This is a genomic window from Longivirga aurantiaca, assembly GCF_042660085.1.
GTDB lineage: Bacteria > Actinomycetota > Actinomycetes > S36-B12 > CAIYMF01 > Longivirga > Longivirga aurantiaca.
The window spans coordinates 585190-602226 of record NZ_JBHSTI010000002.1; the positions used below are offsets into that span (position 1 = coordinate 585190).

General features: G+C 72.8%; 15 protein-coding genes. 8 read left to right on the forward strand and 7 right to left on the reverse strand.

Annotation, left to right across the window (positions count from 1 at the left end):
* The first annotated feature begins 18 nt into the window (after window positions 1-18).
* The 4 genes from ACFQGU_RS03050 to ACFQGU_RS03065 all read left to right on the forward strand — a co-directional run bounded on the left by ACFQGU_RS03050 (window position 19) and on the right by ACFQGU_RS03065 (window position 3642).
* Window positions 19-1422, forward strand: coding sequence for a pyridoxal phosphate-dependent decarboxylase family protein (locus tag ACFQGU_RS03050; protein WP_386763873.1), 1404 nt, complete (start codon window positions 19-21; stop codon window positions 1420-1422).
* Between the two features lie 34 nt (window positions 1423-1456).
* On the forward strand, window positions 1457-2062 hold the full coding sequence (locus ACFQGU_RS03055; RefSeq protein WP_386763874.1) for a hypothetical protein: 606 nt from the start codon (window positions 1457-1459) through the stop codon (window positions 2060-2062).
* Between the two features lie 4 nt (window positions 2063-2066).
* Window positions 2067-2633 carry a GNAT family N-acetyltransferase gene (locus ACFQGU_RS03060; RefSeq protein WP_386763875.1) on the forward strand — a complete coding sequence of 189 codons (567 nt, stop codon included), beginning with the start codon at window positions 2067-2069 and terminating at the stop codon, window positions 2631-2633.
* Window positions 2634-2718: 85 nt separating this feature from the next.
* On the forward strand, window positions 2719-3642 hold the full coding sequence (locus tag ACFQGU_RS03065; protein WP_386763876.1) for an NADP-dependent oxidoreductase: 924 nt from the start codon (window positions 2719-2721) through the stop codon (window positions 3640-3642).
* A gap of 6 nt (window positions 3643-3648) precedes the next feature.
* Here the strand turns inward: ACFQGU_RS03065 and ACFQGU_RS03070 are convergent, their stop codons facing one another.
* Window positions 3649-5313: a phospho-sugar mutase gene (locus tag ACFQGU_RS03070; protein WP_386763877.1), complete on the reverse strand. Its 1665-nt coding sequence runs from the start codon at window positions 5311-5313 to the stop codon at window positions 3649-3651.
* Window positions 5310-6128 carry a purine-nucleoside phosphorylase gene (locus ACFQGU_RS03075; protein WP_386763878.1) on the reverse strand — a complete coding sequence of 273 codons (819 nt, stop codon included), beginning with the start codon at window positions 6126-6128 and terminating at the stop codon, window positions 5310-5312. Before ACFQGU_RS03075 ends, ACFQGU_RS03070 begins: the two co-directional genes overlap by 4 nt.
* A gap of 164 nt (window positions 6129-6292) precedes the next feature.
* Here ACFQGU_RS03075 and ACFQGU_RS03080 point away from each other — a divergent pair, with 164 nt between their 5' ends.
* Window positions 6293-7318 carry a hypothetical protein gene (locus tag ACFQGU_RS03080; RefSeq protein ID WP_386763879.1) on the forward strand — a complete coding sequence of 342 codons (1026 nt, stop codon included), beginning with the start codon at window positions 6293-6295 and terminating at the stop codon, window positions 7316-7318.
* A 57-nt stretch (window positions 7319-7375) separates the two neighbouring features.
* Here ACFQGU_RS03080 and ACFQGU_RS03085 read toward each other — a convergent pair whose 3' ends face one another.
* The gene (locus ACFQGU_RS03085) at window positions 7376-7825 is read right to left on the reverse strand and encodes a gamma-glutamylcyclotransferase family protein (RefSeq protein WP_386763880.1); all 450 of its coding nucleotides are present in this window, start codon (window positions 7823-7825) and stop codon (window positions 7376-7378) included.
* 32 nt (window positions 7826-7857) lie between these two features.
* Here ACFQGU_RS03085 and ACFQGU_RS03090 point away from each other — a divergent pair, with 32 nt between their 5' ends.
* Both ACFQGU_RS03090 and ACFQGU_RS03095 read left to right on the forward strand, forming a co-directional pair.
* Window positions 7858-9252, forward strand: a complete 1395-nt coding sequence (locus ACFQGU_RS03090) for an NAD(P)H-quinone dehydrogenase (RefSeq protein ID WP_386763881.1) — start codon at window positions 7858-7860, stop codon at window positions 9250-9252.
* Between the two features lie 211 nt (window positions 9253-9463).
* Window positions 9464-10444: a ScyD/ScyE family protein gene (locus ACFQGU_RS03095; RefSeq protein WP_386763882.1), complete on the forward strand. Its 981-nt coding sequence runs from the start codon at window positions 9464-9466 to the stop codon at window positions 10442-10444.
* 45 nt (window positions 10445-10489) lie between these two features.
* Here the strand turns inward: ACFQGU_RS03095 and ACFQGU_RS03100 are convergent, their stop codons facing one another.
* The 4 genes from ACFQGU_RS03100 to ACFQGU_RS03115 all read right to left on the reverse strand — a co-directional run bounded on the left by ACFQGU_RS03100 (window position 10490) and on the right by ACFQGU_RS03115 (window position 15262).
* Entirely contained in the window at window positions 10490-11497 is a 1008-nt protein-coding gene (locus tag ACFQGU_RS03100) for a hypothetical protein (RefSeq protein ID WP_386763883.1), read from the reverse strand.
* Between the two features lie 52 nt (window positions 11498-11549).
* The gene (locus tag ACFQGU_RS03105; protein ID WP_386763884.1) at window positions 11550-12881 is read right to left on the reverse strand and encodes a hypothetical protein; all 1332 of its coding nucleotides are present in this window, start codon (window positions 12879-12881) and stop codon (window positions 11550-11552) included.
* Between the two features lie 91 nt (window positions 12882-12972).
* Window positions 12973-14733, reverse strand: a complete 1761-nt coding sequence (locus ACFQGU_RS03110) for an acetyl/propionyl/methylcrotonyl-CoA carboxylase subunit alpha (protein WP_386763885.1) — start codon at window positions 14731-14733, stop codon at window positions 12973-12975.
* A gap of 115 nt (window positions 14734-14848) precedes the next feature.
* Complete coding sequence (locus ACFQGU_RS03115; protein ID WP_386763886.1) at window positions 14849-15262, reverse strand: MerR family transcriptional regulator; 414 nt, start codon at window positions 15260-15262, stop codon at window positions 14849-14851.
* Between the two features lie 83 nt (window positions 15263-15345).
* Between ACFQGU_RS03115 and ACFQGU_RS03120 the strand changes: the two genes are divergently transcribed.
* Window positions 15346-16866 carry an acyl-CoA carboxylase subunit beta gene (locus ACFQGU_RS03120; protein WP_386763887.1) on the forward strand — a complete coding sequence of 507 codons (1521 nt, stop codon included), beginning with the start codon at window positions 15346-15348 and terminating at the stop codon, window positions 16864-16866.
* The last annotated feature ends 171 nt before the right edge of the window (window positions 16867-17037 follow it).

The following is a 17037-nucleotide window of genomic DNA, read 5'->3' on the forward strand; positions in this document are numbered from 1 at the left end:
CTCCTGGAAGGCCCCGGAATGACGCCGGACAGCCCTGTCCCCCCGCAGCAGCGGATGCACGTCAACGACGAGCGACTCGTCTCCCTCATCCTCGACTACGTGCGCGAACGGCTCTCGCTCGCCGAGACGCCGCTCGACCACCCCGGCGAGAAGGCCGCGATCGACGGGCTCCTCGACGGCCTGATCACGGCCGGAGGCACCGACCCCGCCGTGGTCATGGACCTCTACGAGCACCACCTGTCGCAGACGGTCCTGTCGGCCGACTCGCCGCGCTTCTTCGCCTTCATCCCCGCCGCGCCCACCAAGGCCGCGCTGCTGTTCGACATGGTCGTATCGGCCGCGTCCCTGCAGGGCATCTCGTGGCTCGAGGCGGCAGGCGCGGTCGCCGCCGAGAACCAGGCGCTGCGCTGGATCTCCGACGCCGCCGGCCTGCCGGAGTCCGCCGGAGGCGCGTTCGTGTCGGGCGGCTCGGCCGGGAACCTGTCGGCGCTGGTCGTCGCACGCGACACCGCGCGCCGCCGCCTCGTCGAGCGCGACGGCGACCAGGCGCGCTACCGCCGCCTGCGCATCGCGGTGAGCGACCAGGCCCACTCCTCGATCAAGAACACGCTCTCGATCCTCGACGTCGACCCGTTCGTGATCCGGATGGCCGACCACCGCTTCACCGGCGACGCCCTGCGCGCCGCGCTGGACGCCGACACCGACCCCGAGTCGATCGTCGGTGTCGTGGCCACCTCCGGCACGACAAACGCCGGCATCGTCGACGACCTGCGCGGCATCGGAACGGTGGCGCGCGAGCGCGGCCTGTGGTTCCACGTCGACGGCGCGTACGGCGGCGCCGGGCTGTTCGCGCCGTCCGTCCGGGACCGCTACGACGGGATCGAGCTCGCCGACTCGTTCATCGTCGACCCGCACAAGTGGCTCTTCGCGCCGTTCGACTGCGCCGCGCTGATCTACCGCGAGCCCTGGCTCGCCAAGCGCGTGCACACGCAGGACGCGTCGTACCTCGACGCGATCCACCACGACGACGGCTCCTACGAGTGGAACCCCACCGACTACGCGTACCACCTGACGCGTCGCGCGCGCGGCCTGCCGCTGTGGTTCTCGCTCGTCGTCAACGGCACGCAGGCGTACACCGACGCCATCGAGCACTCGATCACGCTCGCGCGCGAGACCGCCGCCGAGATCGATGCGGCAGAGCACCTCGAGCTGCTGCGCGAGCCGGGGCTGTCGGTCGTGCTCTTCCGGCGTACCGGCTGGACCGCCGCCGACTACGACGCGTGGGGCGACCGGCTGCTGGGGGCCCAGGTCGCGTTCATCACGAGCACCACGTGGGAGGGCGAGACGGTGGGGCGCTTCGCGTTCCTGCACCCCGGCACCACGATGGACATGGTGCGCGAGGTGCTGGCGACCACCGCGTGACACGCGATGCCGTGCGTCGAGGGATGATGGCGCGATGAGCGGCTACGACCCGACCACCCTGCGCTCCTACCGCCTGGGCAACGGGCGTCTGCTGGCGTGGTCCGTGCTCGTGATCGTCGCCGTGCTCGCCGGGCAGGCGCTCATCGCGGGCGAGGGCACGGGCCGCTGGCTCGCCCTCACCGCGGCCGCGGGCATCGCCTGCGCGGCGTGGGTGCTCGGGATCCGCCCGGTCGTGCGCGAGCTGCCGACGGTGCTCGAGGTGCACAACCCGATCCGCACCTGGACCGTCACCTGGAGCTCGATCACGAGGATCGACGCCGACGACGTCGTGCGGATCCATGCGGGCGACCAGATCGTGCGCTGCTTCGCGCTGCCCCGCAGGGACAAGCGCCCCATCGTCAGCGGTTTCGTCTCGGCGTTCGGGGGCCGGCCGCTGCCGGTCTCGGACACCGAGCCTGTGCGCTCGTCGGTGACGACCTACGACGTGATCGAGGCGCTCGAGGACCGCGCGCACAGCCTGCGCGGCGGCAACGCCTCCGACGCTCCGCCGTCGTGGGACGTGGACCGCGCCGCTCTCGTGGTGTCGGCCGTGGGCGTCCTCAACGGAGTCGCGTGGCTGATGCTGATTCTGCTGGGATGACGGCATGAGCCCTGCTGCCGACGTGCCCGGCGACGTCGTCCACCTCGACCTCGAGGCCGAGATCAAGGCCACCGGATGGACGCGCACGGGTCTGCGGGTCGACCTGGTGCCCTGGGACGACACCCGCGTGGTGCGCGTCGAGTCGGAGTACGACGCGTGGCCCGAGGACGAGCCGAAGGACCCGCCGCCGCCGCGCCTCGGACGGCTCATCATCGACCTCACCGATGCTGAGGGCACGCGCGCCTTCGCCGGCTACGTGTCGTGGCACCTCGTGACCTACGGCCCCAACCCCGGGTCGCACGCGTGGAACATGGGCATCGAGATCATCGAGTCAGCGCGAGGCCACGGGGTCGGCACCGTGGCGCAGCGGCTGCTCGCGCGATGGCTCCTCGCCACCACGCACGTCGAGCGCATCGAGGCCTCGACGGACGTCACCAACGTCGCCGAGCAGAAGTCGCTCGAGCGCGCGGGCTTCACCCGCGAGGGCGTCCTGCGCTCGGCCCAGAAGCGGGCCGACGGCCGGCACGACCTCTACGCCTACTCGCTGCTGGCCGGCGACCTCGAGCAGTGACCGTCCGCGCATTCCTGCGCGGAAGGTGACGATGCCGACGGCTGCCCGGTCACCGGGGAGCCAGTTCCGGGGTTAGCGTCGAGGCATGAGAGCCATGGCCTACGACGCGTACGGATCCGACGACGTCCTCACCCTGCGCGACCTGCCCGAGCCGAAGGTGGGCCCGGGGGAGGTACGCATCCGCGTGAAGCGCGCAGGCGTGAACCCCGTGGACTGGAAGGTCATGTCCGGCGGGCTCGACGGCCTGATGGACGCGGTCTTCCCCGTCGTCCCCGGTTGGGACGTCGCCGGCGTGGTCGAGACGGTCGGTATCGACACCCCGGAGTTCGAGGTGGGCGACGAGGTGGTCTCCTACGCGCGCAAGGACGTCGTGCACGGCGGGACCTTCGCCGAGCTCGTCACGATGAGCGTGCGCGGCGTCGCCCTCAAGCCCGCGGCGCTCACCTGGGACGAGGCCGGTGGCCTCCCGCTCACGGGACTCACGGCGCTGCAGGCGCTCGACCGGCTCGTGGTCTCCGCCTCGGACACCGTGCTCGTGCACGGCGGTGCCGGCGGCGTCGGCTCGATGGCCGTTCAGATCGCGAAAGCCCGTGGGGCACGGGTGATCGCGACGGCGTCTGACGCCAACCACGACTTCCTGTCGGAGCTCGGCGCCACTCCGGTGACGTACGGGCCGGGCTCCGTCGAGCGCATCCGCGCCGTGGCGCCGGACGGCGTCGACGTCGTGGTCGACTTCGTCGGTGGCGTCCGCGACGTGACCATGGCCGTCCTCGCGGACGGCGGCCGGCACGCCTCCATCGCCGACCCGTCCGTCCTGGAGACCGGCGGCTCGTGGTTCTGGGTGCGCCCGTCGGCGGAGGGCCTGGCCGAGCTGGGCCGGATGGCCGACGCGGGCCAGCTGCACGTGCCGGTGGCCGACGTGCTGCCGCTCGAGGAGCTGGCGGCCGCGTTCGCGCGCAGCCGCGAGGGTCACGTGCGCGGCAAGCTCGTCATCGCGGTCTCCGACTGACGGCTCCTACAGGCCGAGGACCTCGGCCATGCCGTCCTTGAGGGCGGCGAGGCGGTGCTGGGCCACGAGCCGGGAAGCCTCGACGTCGCTCGTGACGGGCACGACCACCTCGAGGTAGCACTTGAGCTTGGGCTCGGTGCCGCTCGGGCGCACGATCACGCGCGTGCCCTGGGCGAGGTGCAGCCGCACGCCGTCGGTGGGAGGCAGCCCGCCTCCGCCGTCCTCGAGGTCGTCGAACCCCTCGACCTCGAGCCCGGCGACGTCGGTCGGACGGTTCGCGCGCAGCCGGGCCATCGCGTCGGCGATGAGCGACAGGTCGGACACGCGCACCGACAGCTGGTCGGTGGCGTGCAGGCCGTGCGCCACGGCGAGGTCGTCGAGCACGTCGTGCACCGTGCGGTCCTCGGCCTTCAGCGCGGCGACCATCTCGATGATGCGCAGCGCCGCGCTGACGCCGTCCTTGTCGGCGACGTGGGCGGAGTCGACGCAGTAGCCGAGCGCCTCCTCGTAGCCGAACGCGAGGCCGGGGATGCGGCCGATCCACTTGAAGCCCGTGAGCGTCTCGTGGTGCTCGATGCCGTACGCCGCGGCCATCTTCGACAGCAGCGACGACGACACGATCGAGTTGGCGTACGGGCCGCCGGCGCCGCGCTCGTGCAGCCACCAGCCGAGCAGCCAGCCCACCTCGTCGCCGCGCAGCATGCGGTACGCCGGACCGCCGCCCGCGCCGCGGTCCTGCGTCGGGACGGCGACGGCGCAGCGGTCGGCGTCCGGGTCGTTCGCGATGACGACGTCGGCGTCGGCGTCGAGACCCTCCTCGATCGCGAGGTCCATCGCCCCCGGCTCCTCCGGGTTGGGGAAGGAGACGGTCGGGAAGTCGGGGTCGGGCGCGAACTGCGCGCGGACGACGCTCGGCGCCCGGAACCCGGCAGCGGCAAGGGCTTGCAGCATCACGTCGCCACCGACGCCGTGCATCGGCGTGTAGGCGATCGCGACGTCGCGCGGCGACGCCGGGCCGACCAGCGCTGCGACGTCGCGCAGGTAGGCGTCGAGCACCGAGTCGTCGAGGTGCTCCCAGCCGTCGCCGCGCGGGAGGTCGCGCACGTCGCCGACGGCGTCGATGCACGCGCTGATCTCGTGGTCGGCTGGCGGCACGATCTGGGTGCCGTCGCCGAGGTAGACCTTGTAGCCGTTGTCCTGCGGCGGGTTGTGGCTCGCGGTCACCATCACGCCGGCCGCGGCGCCCAGGTGCCGGATGGCGTACGCGAGGACGGGCGTCGGCAGCGGGCGCGGCAGCACGTACGCGTGCAGGCCCGCTCCCTCCATCACCTCCGCGGTGTCGCGCGCGAACGCGTCGGACTTGTGCCGTGCGTCGTACCCGACGACGACTGTGCCCCCGCCTCGCTCGACGAGGTACGCCGCGAGCCCGGCGGCCGCGCGCGAGACGACGGCGCGGTTCATGCGGTTGGGGCCGGGGCCGAGCGCGCCGCGCAGGCCGGCGGTGCCGAACTCGAGCCGCCCGTCGAACGCGTCGAGCAGCTCGGCGGCGGCGGCCTCGTCGCCGCTGCCCGCGGCGTCGAGCAGCACGTCGAGCGCGTGCCGGGTGTCGGGGTCGGGGTCCTCCGCGAGCCAGGCCCGGGCGCGGTCGACGAGTGTGGGCCCGGAGCTCACAGCGAGGCCACCACCTGGGCGAGGAGCCGGCCCATGCGCTCCGCGGCGGCCTTGCCCGCCTCGAGCACCTCCTCGTGGTTGAGGGGCTCGCCCGTCATGCCCGCCGCGAGGTTGGTGACCAGGGAGATGCCGAGGATCTCCATGCCCGCCTCGCGGGCTGCGATGGCCTCGAGCGTGGTCGACATGCCCACGAGGTCGGCGCCGATGATCCCGGCCATGCGCACCTCGGCCGGGGTCTCGTACTGCGGCCCGCGGAACTGCGCGTAGACGCCCTCGGCGAGACCCGGCTCGATCTCCTTGCAGACGGCGCGCAGGCGGGAGGAGTAGAGGTCGGTGAGGTCGATGAACGTCGCCCCCCGCAACGGCGATGCGCCGGTGAGGTTGATGTGGTCGCTGATGAGCACGGGCGTGCCCGGCGTCCACGCGGGGTTGAGGCCGCCGCAGCCGTTGGTGAGCACGATGACGCGGCATCCCGCGGCGGCCGCGGTGCGCACGCCGTGCGCGACGGCCTCGACGCCGAGGCCCTCGTAGAAGTGGTTGCGGCCGAGGAACACCAGCGCACGCGTGCCGCCGGCCTGCACGCTGCGGACCCGGCCGGCGTGGCCCTGCACGCCCGGGGCGGGGAAGTGCGGGAGATCTGTGATCGCGAAGTCGGCCACCGTCTCGCCGATGAGGTCGACCGCGGGCACCCAGCCGGAGCCGAGCACGAGCGCGACGTCGTGCGTCGGCGCACCGGTCAGGCGGGCGAGCTCGGCGGCGGCCTCCACGGCGGCGGCCTTGGGGTCGAGGTGCAGCAGATCCTGGGTCTCGGTCACGATGCGACGCTACCCATTCCCCGCCGCCCGCCGCGCCCGAGAGCCGCGATTCGTCCGTCACCTTCGTCAGCAGGCCGGGTCGGGGACGGGGTCAGGGTCGGGTGGGTGACGCGGACGGGTGCGCCCTGATTCCCCGCGGGGCGCAGCGCCAGGACACTCGGCGCATGAGTCAGGACCTGGGGGAGGCGCCGGCTGTGCCGCGGCCACGGCCGCGGCTGCGGCGCGGACGCTCGACGCTGTTCGTGCTGGCCCTCGGTGCGGTGTCGTGGGCGTGGTCCGAGGTCGGCTTCTGGGTCACCTTCCGCGCCGACGACTCGGGGCCCGGCTGGATCTTCACGTGGCTGGCGTACTCGCTGGTCGTCGGCGTGGTGCTGCGCGTCGCGCGGCGCTTCCCGGTGCGGGGGCTGCCGGGCCTGGTGCTCCTCGGGGCGCTCTACGGCTGGCTGGTCGAGGGCGTCGTCGCGTTCACGGTCTACCAGCAGCTCCCGTTCTCGCTGATCTGGACCGGAGTCGCGTGGCACGGGATGCTCACCGTCGTCGTCGGCTGGTGGCTGCTGCCGCGGATCCTGCGATCAGGCGGGTGGCGGGCGTGGGTGTCGAGCGCATTCATCGGGCTCGCCTGGGGCGCCTGGTCTGTCGGATGGTGGGGCGCGGCGCCCGACCAGGGCCAGGCGCCCGTCGTGCCGGACCTCCTCGGCTACGCCCAGTTCGTCGGCGTCGTGTCGGTGGCGGCTATCCTCGGCTACTACCTGGTGCAGCGGGTGCCCCTGCAGGGCGGCGACCTGCGCTCCCGCTGGGGCGCCATCGCCTCGCTGGCGGTGCTGGGTCTCTGGGGCGCCGTCATGGTGCTGCCCTCGCTGCCCTGGGCGCCGCTCGTCCTCGCACCGCTCCTCGCGCTCGTGTGGTTCTCCCTGCGCCGCCTTGCGCGGCAGGACCCGCCCGAGGGCCGTACGGCGATCCCCGCGCAGTGGCCGTCCGGGGTCCCGGCCAAGAGCCTCGCGCCGCTCGTGCTCGTGCCTGTGTCGGCAATCGCGCTCTACGCGGCGCTCCTCCCGCTCGACGCCGGCGTACGGGGCGAGGGGCCGTTCTTCCTCGCCCTGCTGGCCTTCGTGATCGTCACGACCCTGGTCGGCGCAGTCGCCCTGACCTGGAGCCTCTGGCGCACCTGGCGCCCGCGCCGTCCCGCCTGACCCGCCGAAATGCCAGAAACCGCAAGGGTTCTCTGGCACTTCGGTGCGTGAGACGAGTCAGCCGGTGCTCGTGCAGGGGCGGGTGCGGAGGTCGTGGACGTAGTCGTCGGGGGCGCCCGCGGCCTCGGCGGCGTCGGCGATGATCCCCAGGTAGCGCGCCGACGGCAGCCCGCCCTCGTAGTCGTCGAGCACGTAGAGCCAGGCGGTGACGTCGCCCTCGAGGGTCGCGATGCGCACGCGGATCTTGTCGTAGAGCCCGAGGTCGCTGCCCTCCCACTCGTCGAGCGCCGCCTCGTCGGCGGGGGAGAGGTCGTAGAGCGCGACGAAGACCTGGGTGCCCGGCTCCTCGACGAGAGTCGCGAGCGCACCCTCCCAGCCGAGCGACTCGCCGCCGAACGTGAGGCGCCAGCCCTGGAGCCAGCCGGTGCCCCGCGCGGGCGAGTGCGGGGCCCGCAGCAGCATCTGCAGCGGGTCCATGTTGCTGCCGTACGCGGCGTACAGGGTCACACGGTGAGAGTAGCCAAGCGACGTACGGAATGATGTGCGCCATGACGCGCGTGGTGATCGTGGGCGGCGGACCTGGTGGCTACGAGTCGGCCCTCGTGGCTGCCCAGCTCGGGGCCGAGGTCACGGTCGTCGACCGCGACGGGCTCGGCGGCTCGTGCGTACTCACCGACTGCGTGCCGAGCAAGACCCTCATCGCGACCGCGGAGTTCATGACCTCCGCCGCCGACTCCGGCCCTCTGGGCGTGCGCATTGCGGGCGGCGGCCCGGCTGCGGTGTCGGTCGACCTCGGCGAGGTCAACGCCCGCGTGAAGCGTCTTGCCGCCGCGCAGTCCGCCGACATCGAGGCGCGGCTCGCCCGCGAGGGCGTCCGCGTGGTCAAGGGCCGCGGACGGCTCGAGGGCCCGTCGGTCGTCGTCGCCACGGATGCGGCGGGCGCCGAGCAGGCCTTGCCCGCCGACGCGATCCTCATCTCCACCGGCGCCCGGCCGCGCGTCGTCGCAGGCGCCGAGCCGGACGGCGAGCGCATCCTCACCTGGGAGCAGGTGTACGACCTCGACGTGCTGCCCGAGAAGCTGATCGTGGTCGGCTCCGGTGTCACCGGTGCCGAGTTCGCCTCGGCGTACAACGCGCTCGGGTCCGAGGTCGTGCTCGTGTCCTCGCGCGAGCACGTGCTGCCCGGCGAGGACCCGGACGCCGCGCGCGTGCTCGAGGACGTCTTCGCCCGCCGCGGCATGCAGGTGCTCGGGCGCTCGCGCGCGCAGTCCGCCGTGCGCACGGCGGACGGTGTGGTGGTCACCCTCGCCGACGGCTCGACCGTCGAGGGCACGCACGTGCTCATGGCGGTCGGCTCGCTGCCCAACACCGAGGGCATCGGCCTGGTCGAGAGCGGCGTCACGCTGAACGACTCCGGCTACGTCCGCGTCGACCGCGTCTCGCGCACCGCCGCGCGAGGCGTGTACGCCGCCGGCGACGTGACCGGCGTGCTCATGCTCGCCTCGGTCGCGGCGATGCAGGGCCGCATCGCGATGTGGCATGCGCTCGGCGACGCCGTCGACCCGCTCGACCTGCGCACGGTGTCGAGCAACGTCTTCACCGATCCCGAGATCGCGACCATCGGCGTCACCCAGGCCGACCTCGACTCCGGTGCCGAGGACGTGCGCGTGGTGAAGCTGCCGCTCGCCACCAACGCCCGCGCGAAGATGCAGAACCTGTCCGACGGCTTCGTGAAGCTGTTCTGCCGCCCGGGCACGGGCATCGTCGTGGGTGGCGTGGTCGTCGCGCCGCAGGCGTCCGAGCTGATCCACCCGATCACGATCGCGGTGAAGCACCGCCTGACCGTCGACGACGTCGCTGCCACCTTCACGGTCTACCCGTCGCTCACCGGCTCGATCGCCGAGGCTGCGCGCCAGCTGCACACGCACGCCTAGCCGACGCGACGCCGCTGCGGAGCCGCGCGGTCACGCTGCGCCGCCGGATGGGGGCTGCGCCGAGCGTTCCCGCGCACCCCCTGGTCAGGCTGCCCTCACAGGGCTAGCGTCCGACCCGTCGAACCGCGCTGTGCCGTACCGGCAGGTCCGAGGGGGGATCGGCCTGGGGCTCACCGGAGGACCCAGGGCACTCCGATGCAAGGGGATACGCATGAGACGACGTCGTACTGCTGTCATCGCGCTCTCGGTCGCGGCGCTCGCTGCCGCCACGCTCTCCGCCACGCCGGCGGCCTCGGCGGATCCGGCACCCGCACTCACCCCCATCGGCGGCGACTTCGTCTCGCCGCTCCACCTGGCCTTCGGGCCGGGCAAGTCGCTGTACGTCGCCGACGCGTTCACCGCGTCGATCCAGAAGATCAAGCTGCGCACGGGCGTGCGCACCACGCTCTTCCAGGGCACCCAGCCCATCCCGGGCGTCGACGTCGCCTCCAACGGCGCCATCAAGGCCACGCTGTCGATCGGCGACCCGACCGTGCCGCTGCCGACGTCGCTCATCGGCGTCAACCAGGCCGGCAAGAGCTGGCAGCTGGCCGACCTGCTCTCGTACGAGGTCGCCAACAACCCGGACGGCCAGAACCCGGCGGCACCCGACTCGCAGTCGAACCCCTACTCGGTCCTGGCCCTGAAGCACCGCACGATCGTCGCGGACGCCGGTGCCAACGACCTCCTCGTCGTCCGCCACGGAAAGGTCAGCACGCTCACGGTCTTCCCGACCTTCACGGCGGAGGGGTGCCAGCCCAACAACAACGGCGACACCTCGTGCGACCCGGTGCCGACTGACGTCGAGCTCGGTCCTGACGGCTACCTCTACGTGTCCGGCCTCGGCGCGGAGGTCGAGGGCCACATCTACAAGGTGAACCAGTGGACCGGCGAGATCGTGCAGACGTGGGGCGGCCTCCCGCCGCTCACCGGCATCGCGGTCTCCTCGCACGGCACGATCTACGCGTCGTCGATCTTCGCGGGCGTCATCCTGAAGATCGGTCGCGACGGCAGCATGAGCGCCGCGTCCGTGCCGTTCCCGACCGACGTCGAGATCGGCAACGGGATGATCGTGGTCGGCTCGATGCCGCTCACGGGCGGCCCGGGCGCGGTCTACCGCGTGGCGCCGTCGGCGTTCGTCCCGGTCCCGTAGGCGGAACCCGCACCAGCGCACGACGACAGCGGCGCGGTCAGGCGGTCACAGCTGCTTGGCCGCGCCGCTGTCGGTGTTGACGCGCATGGGCAGCACGTCCACGGCCTCGAACGCCCGTGCCGGCACCCGGCCCAGCGCGCTCACGAGGTCGCTCGTCCAGCGGGTGTCGGACGTGCCCTGGAAGTACCAGGGGCTGCCGTTGTCGGCCAGCACGAGGCCGTACTTCTTCATGGCGGTGAGCACGACCCGGGCCTGTGCCGGATACCCGCTGATGTCGTACGACGCCTTGAGCCGGAACCGCGCACCCATCGGCGGGTAGTAGATGCTGTTGACCGACCCGGCCTGATGCCGTGCGGGCCAGAGCCAGCGCTTGTCGGTGATGTTCGTCGTGAAGCGGATCGCGTGGTCGACCTTGCCGCGCGCGACCTCGTCGTACCGCAGCAGGCCCGGCAGGATCGGAAGACCGGCGGCGTCGGCGGAGGTCCACCCGACGGGTCGCAGCAGGTTCGAGCGCAGGCTCCAGACCGCGCCGGATCCGGCGTACCAGCCGCTCGCGCGCCTGTGGGTGTCCCACGTCTCGAACAGCGTGCAGGTGGCGGCGTCTACCACGATCGCGTGCCGGTCGCCGGTGGCGGTCAAGCCACCCTCGATCTTCGTCGAGCTCGACAACGGGTAGAGCACCTTGTCGCTCTCATCGGCGTACCCGAACGTCACCTTCACGCGCGGGGCGCCGTTCACGACCGTGATCGGGATGCCGTAGGGCACCGGCTGCTCGCCGAACGACGGCCCGAAGTCGGCGTGCAGGTTGCGCGTCGGCGACATGTGCGACATCCACTGCGCCGACCGCGGGTGCACCTTCAGCCGGGAGATGTCGGTGTGCCAGTAGCTGGTGGCGGGGAACGCCGGGCAGCTCGTGCCCGGGATGTACGCCGAGGTGCGTACGGCCACAGCGGTCGGGGCCGCCGCCGAGGCGGGCGCCGCCAGGGCTGCGACGCAGGACGCCGCGGCCACTGCCGCCGGCATCCGGAGCCGGTGCGCGCGCGTGGTGCTCATGCCTCGAGCATCGACGCCCGGGCGCACCCGTCCGATGGGCCGCGCGGGTGGATCAGAAGTCGCCGCCTCCGCCGAAGTCGCCCCCGCCGCCGAAGCCGCCGTCGCCACCGCCGCCACCCCAGCCACCCCAGCTGTCGCCGCCGCCGAGGCCGGAGGCGTCGGTCGGGGCGATGACGGTGGGGGTGGAGAAGGCGCCGCCGAGCATCGAGCCCATGAAGAGCATCGACATCACGTTCATGCCGGCGCCGCCGAAGTACCCGCCGGCGTACGGCGCGTAGGCCTGGCCGCCCTGCCAGTAGGGGACGCGGCCGCCGCCGGCCATCTCGACCTCGCGGGCCTGCGGCAGGCCGCCGCTCCTCAGCGTGGTCGCGCAGGCGAGGCAGACCGGGATCGGGCGCTCTGCGCCGCCGTCCGGGGCCCACTGCACGTCCTCCGCGCTCGGGCCGTGCCGCGGGTCGACGAAGCACGGCGGGCGCCGCTCGGGCAGCGGGCGGCCGTCCATCCGCGCCTCGACCGAGGCGAGCGCGAAGCGGCCGTCCTCGAGCGCGGCGGTGACCGGGCCGGCGTCCTCCGGGCGCGCCATGCGGGCGCTCAGCATCTTGGCCTGCTCGTACGAGTCGAGGGCGTGCTGCGCGTCGGCACGCCCGCTGTCGTCCAGGCGCGGGTCGTCGACGTCGAGCCGCGCGACCGCCTCGCCGTACGACGTGACGTCCTCGTCGACCACGCGCTGGATCGCCGCGGTCTTCTCGGCGTTGGCCCGCTTGGCCTTGCGGCTCAGCCAGAACGCGCCGCCGCCGATCGCGGCAGCGATGACCGCGAGGAAGGCGAGGATGCCGAACCCGCTGCCGCCGCCCGACGAGCTGCCGGACGAGCCCGACGTGTCGCCGTTGAGCACGGGCGTGGCGTTGGTGACGAATGCGCTGGTGACGGCGAAAGCCCCCGCGTCCTTGTTGTCGCGGTAGGCGAGGGTTGCGACCTGGCGCACGTCGGTGAGCGTGCTGTTGCCCTTGAAGGCGGTGCCGGTCGAGTCGCCGAGGTAGACGGCGTACGTGCCGGAGATGCCGACGCCCTCGTAGAGGGCCTGCAGGGTCGCGTCGGACGAGTCGCCGACGGCGGCGGAGCGCGGGAGCACGGCGATGAAGTAGACCTGGCCGCTGTCGCGGATCTGCGCGCGCAGCTGGTCGGCCTCGCCCGTGCTCATGAGCCCGTCGGCCGCGGGGTCGACGTATACGGAATCGCCGGCGCGCAGGTCGCGGGCGGCGTTGTCGAGCGCGCTGGACGTGGTGGTGGCTCCGGCGGGTGCGAGCCCCGCGAGGGAGGCTCCGACGGCCAGGACGGCAGCGGCGACGAGGCGGGCGGCGGTGGTCGAGCGACGCGTGCTCATGGGGACATCCTCACACCCTTCAGGACGCAGGAACGCCCCCCGACCGTTCCCGGGCCGGGGGGCGTTCCCTACGAGCAGAATCGTGCGGCGGTCAGTCCTTGATCTCCAGCAGGACGGTGCCGCTCGGGACGGTGGCTCCGACCTCGGCCGCGAGGCCGGTGACGGTGCCCGCCTTGTGGGCGGTGAGGGGCTGCTCCATCTTCATCGCCTCGAGGACGACGACGAGGTCGCCCGCGGCCACGGCCTGGCCCTCCTCGACCGCGACCTTGACGATCGTGCCCTGCATGGGGGCCGCGACCGCGTCGCCGGAGGCCGCGCTGCCCGACTTCTTCGCGCTGCGCTTGGGCGCCTTCTTCGGGCCGGCGTGGCCGCCCCCGCCGAAGGAGATCCCGCCCGGCAGGCTGACCTCGACGCGCTTGCCGCCGACCTCGACCGTGAGCGTCTGGCGCTCCTCGGGCTCCTCGACGTCCGCCGGGGCGCCGGAGTAGGCCGGGATCTGGTTGTCGAACTCGGTCTCGATCCAGCGGGTGTGCACCGAGAACGGCGTCGCGTCATCGGTGGCGAAGGCCGGGTCGCGCACGACCACGCGGTGGAAGGTGAGCGCGGTGGCGATGCCGTCGATCTCGAACTCGTCCAGCGCACGGCGCGAGCGCTCGAGCGCCTGCTCACGGGTGGCGCCGGTGACGATCAGCTTGGCGAGCAGCGAGTCGAAGTTGCCGCCGATCACGTCGCCCGCGGTGAAGCCGGCGTCGAGGCGGACGCCGGGGCCGGACGGCGGGTTCCACACGGTGAGCACGCCGGGGCCGGGGAGGAACGAGCGGCCGGGGTCCTCGCCGTTGATGCGGAACTCGAACGAGTGGCCGCGCAGCGGGGGGTCGGTGAAGCCGAGCTCCTCGCCGTTCGCGATGCGGAACTGCTCACGGACGAGGTCGATGCCCGTGACCTCCTCCGAGACCGGGTGCTCGACCTGCAGACGCGTGTTGACCTCGAGGAACGAGATCGTGCCGTCGAGGCCGACGAGGAACTCGCAGGTGCCGGCGCCGTAGTAGCCGGCCTCCTTCACGATCGCCTTGGACGCGTTGTAGAGCTGCTCGGTCTGCGCCTCGCTGAGGTACGGCGCCGGCGCCTCCTCGACGAGCTTCTGGTGGCGGCGCTGCAGCGAGCAGTCGCGGGTCGAGACGACGACGACGTTGCCGTGCTGGTCGGCGAGCACCTGGGTCTCGACGTGGCGCGGGTTGTCGAGGTAGCGCTCGACGAAGCACTCGCCCCGGCCGAAGGCCGCGACGGCCTCGCGGACGGCGGAGTCGAACAGCTCGGGGATCTCCTCGAGGGTGCGTGCGACCTTGAGACCGCGACCGCCGCCGCCGAACGCCGCCTTGATGGCGATCGGGAGACCATGGGCCTTGGCGAACTCGACGATCTCGTCGGCGTTCTGGACGGGGTCGGGCGTGCCCTCGACCTGCGGGGCGCCGGCGCGCTGCGCGATGTGGCGCGCGGACACCTTGTCGCCGAGGTCGCGGATGGCCTGCGGGGGCGGACCGATCCACGTGAGCCCGGCATCGATGACGGCCTGGGCGAAGTCGGCGTTCTCGGAGAGGAACCCGTAGCCGGGGTGGACGGCGTCGGCGCCGGACTTCCGGGCGGCGTCCAGCAGCTTCTCGACGACCAGGTAGGTCTCTGCCGCCGTCGACCCGCCGAGGGCGAAGGCCTCGTCGGCCGCCTTCACGTGCAGGGCGTCACGGTCCGGGTCCGCGTAGACGGCCACGGACGCGATACCGGAGTCACGGCAGGCCCGGGCGACTCGGATGGCGATCTCGCCACGGTTGGCGATGAGGACCTTCGAGATGGTCATCGCGGTGATGCTCCTGTCGCGGATGTGTGGTGCGGTTGTCGCGCACCGGGACCGATCTTGCCGGACGCACGTACCTCCGCGTGGGCTGGGTGAAGGACCCGTCGTGGGAGATCTGTCACCCCGTCGGGGCGGGCCCGATCTCCTCGAGCCGCGCGAGGCAGCGACGGGTGACGTCGTCCACCTCGGCGAGCGTGCGGTCGAGCTCCTCGCGCCGTGCCGCCAGGTCCGCGCGGACCCGCTCGAGCGAGTCGAGCAGGCGCCGGATCTGGCCGGACTCGCCCGGCTCGGCGTCGTACATGTCGACGATCTCGCGGATCTCGGCGAGCGACATGCCGAAGCGCTTGCCGCGCAGCGCGAGCACGAGGCGGGCGCGGTCGCGCGCGCCGTAGGCCCGGGCGCTGCCCGAGCCGGTGCGGGCCGGGGTGACGATCCCGGCCTCCTCGTAGAAGCGCAGGGTGCGGGTGGTGACGCCCAGATCGGCCGCGAGCTCGCCCACGGTGTACGTGGTGGCGGTGCGCGTCGTGCTCACGGGCCCTCCCGGGGTCTGGCGTCGGGGACAGTGAACCGCTACCTTCACCTTTACGTCAACGTCAACCCACCCGGAGGGCCACGATGAGCAAGGATGCGATCCGCGCGGCCCGCGCCGCCACCCACGAGGTCGCGCCGGCGGCCGCCGCCAAGCTGGCGGCCCAGGGCAAGCTGCACGCCCGCGAGCGCATCGCCCTGCTCGTGGACGCCGGGTCGTTCGTCGAGGACGGCCAGCTCGCGCACGCGGGCACGCCCGGCTACCCGGCCGACGGCGTGGTGACCGGCCGCGGCACGGTGGACGGACGGCCGGTGCTCGTGGTGGCCAACGACCCCTCGGTGAAGGCGGGGTCCTGGGGCGCGCGCACGGTCGAGAAGATCATCCGCACGACCGAGGCCGCCCTGGTCGAGGAGATCCCGCTCTTCTGGTTCATCGACTCCGCCGGTGCGCGGATCACCGACCAGGTCGACCTCTTCCCCGGGCGCCGCGGTGCCGGGCGCATCTTCCGCAACCAGGTGGCGCTCTCGGGGAAGGTGCCGCAGATCTGCTGCCTTTTCGGGCCGTCGGCCGCGGGCGGCGCGTACATCCCCGCCTTCTGCGACGTCGTGATCATGGTCGAGGGCAACGCCTCGATGTACCTCGGCAGCCCGCGCATGGCCGAGATGGTGGTGGGCGAGACGGTGACGCTCGAGGAGATGGGCGGCGCGCGGATGCACGCCACCGTCTCGGGCTGCGGCGACAACCTCGCCGAGGACGACGCCGACGCGATCGAGCAGGCGAGGCTCGTGCTGTCGTACCTGCCGCAGTGCTGGCGCGAGGACCCTCCGGCGTACGCGCCCGAGCCGGCCGGGCGGGTGCTCGACGCCGACTGCGTGCCGATGCCCGAGAGCGTCCCGTTCGACATCCGCGAGATCGTCGAGGGCATCGTGGACGACGGCTCGTTCTTCGAGATCAAGCCGCTGTTCGCTGGCGAGCTCGTCGTGGGGTTCGGGCGCATCGAGGGCCGCAGCGTCGGCGTCGTCGCCAACAACTCCGCCGTGCGCGGGGGTGTGCTGTTCGGCGACAGCGCCGACAAGGCCGCCCGCTTCATCTGGTGGTGCGACGCGTTCAACGTGCCGCTCGTCTACCTCGCCGACGTGCCCGGCTTCATGATCGGCTCGCAGGTCGAGCGCGAGGGGATCATCCGGCATGGCGCGAAGATGATCACCGCCGTCAGCGAGGCCACCGTGCCGCAGGTGTCTGTCGTGGTGCGCAAGGCGTACGGCGCCGGCCTGTACGCGATGGCCGGCCCGGGCTTCGGCCCCGATGCGTGCATCGCGCTCCCGACCGCGAGCATCGCGGTGATGGGTCCCGAGGCGGCCGTCAACGCGGTCTACGCGAACAAGATCGCCGCGATCGAGGACGCCGGCGAGCGCGAGGCGTTCGTGGCCGCGCGGCGGTCCGAGTACCTCGCCGACATCGACCTGCTGCGCCTGGCCGACGACCTGGTGATCGATGCGGTGGTCGAGCCGGGCGAGCTGCGCCGCGAGATCGACGTACGTCTCCGGTCGGCCGCGCGGCGCGAGCGGCACTTCAGCCACCGCCGTCACGGCGTTCCGCCCGTCTGACGGCAGCGCGTCACCTAGTGTTGTCGCACAAGCACGCAGTGTCGCGCGTGACCGGCGAGAAGCGCTGCGACACATCGGGAAACGTCCCTTCGGTTGACCAGGTGGCGACGATGAGGACCGCTAGGGTCGCGAGCGAGGCCCCTCAATCTCCCCGTGCGAGGGGCCTCACTC

What these genes read in the sequence shown, in the direction of transcription:
- ACFQGU_RS03050 (WP_386763873.1), top strand. Translation starts at nt 19, where the DNA reads ATGACGCCGGACAGCCCTGTCCCCCCGCAGCAGCGGATGCACGTCAAC.
- ACFQGU_RS03055 (WP_386763874.1), top strand. Translation starts at nt 1,457, where the DNA reads ATGAGCGGCTACGACCCGACCACCCTGCGCTCCTACCGCCTGGGCAAC.
- ACFQGU_RS03060 (WP_386763875.1), top strand. Translation starts at nt 2,067, where the DNA reads ATGAGCCCTGCTGCCGACGTGCCCGGCGACGTCGTCCACCTCGACCTC.
- ACFQGU_RS03065 (WP_386763876.1), top strand. Translation starts at nt 2,719, where the DNA reads ATGAGAGCCATGGCCTACGACGCGTACGGATCCGACGACGTCCTCACC.
- ACFQGU_RS03080 (WP_386763879.1), top strand. Translation starts at nt 6,293, where the DNA reads ATGAGTCAGGACCTGGGGGAGGCGCCGGCTGTGCCGCGGCCACGGCCG.
- ACFQGU_RS03090 (WP_386763881.1), top strand. Translation starts at nt 7,858, where the DNA reads ATGTGCGCCATGACGCGCGTGGTGATCGTGGGCGGCGGACCTGGTGGC.
- ACFQGU_RS03095 (WP_386763882.1), top strand. Translation starts at nt 9,464, where the DNA reads ATGAGACGACGTCGTACTGCTGTCATCGCGCTCTCGGTCGCGGCGCTC.
- ACFQGU_RS03100 (WP_386763883.1), bottom strand. Translation starts at nt 11,497, where the DNA reads ATGAGCACCACGCGCGCGCACCGGCTCCGGATGCCGGCGGCAGTGGCC.
- ACFQGU_RS03105 (WP_386763884.1), bottom strand. Translation starts at nt 12,881, where the DNA reads ATGAGCACGCGTCGCTCGACCACCGCCGCCCGCCTCGTCGCCGCTGCC.
- ACFQGU_RS03110 (WP_386763885.1), bottom strand. Translation starts at nt 14,733, where the DNA reads ATGACCATCTCGAAGGTCCTCATCGCCAACCGTGGCGAGATCGCCATC.
- ACFQGU_RS03120 (WP_386763887.1), top strand. Translation starts at nt 15,346, where the DNA reads ATGAGCAAGGATGCGATCCGCGCGGCCCGCGCCGCCACCCACGAGGTC.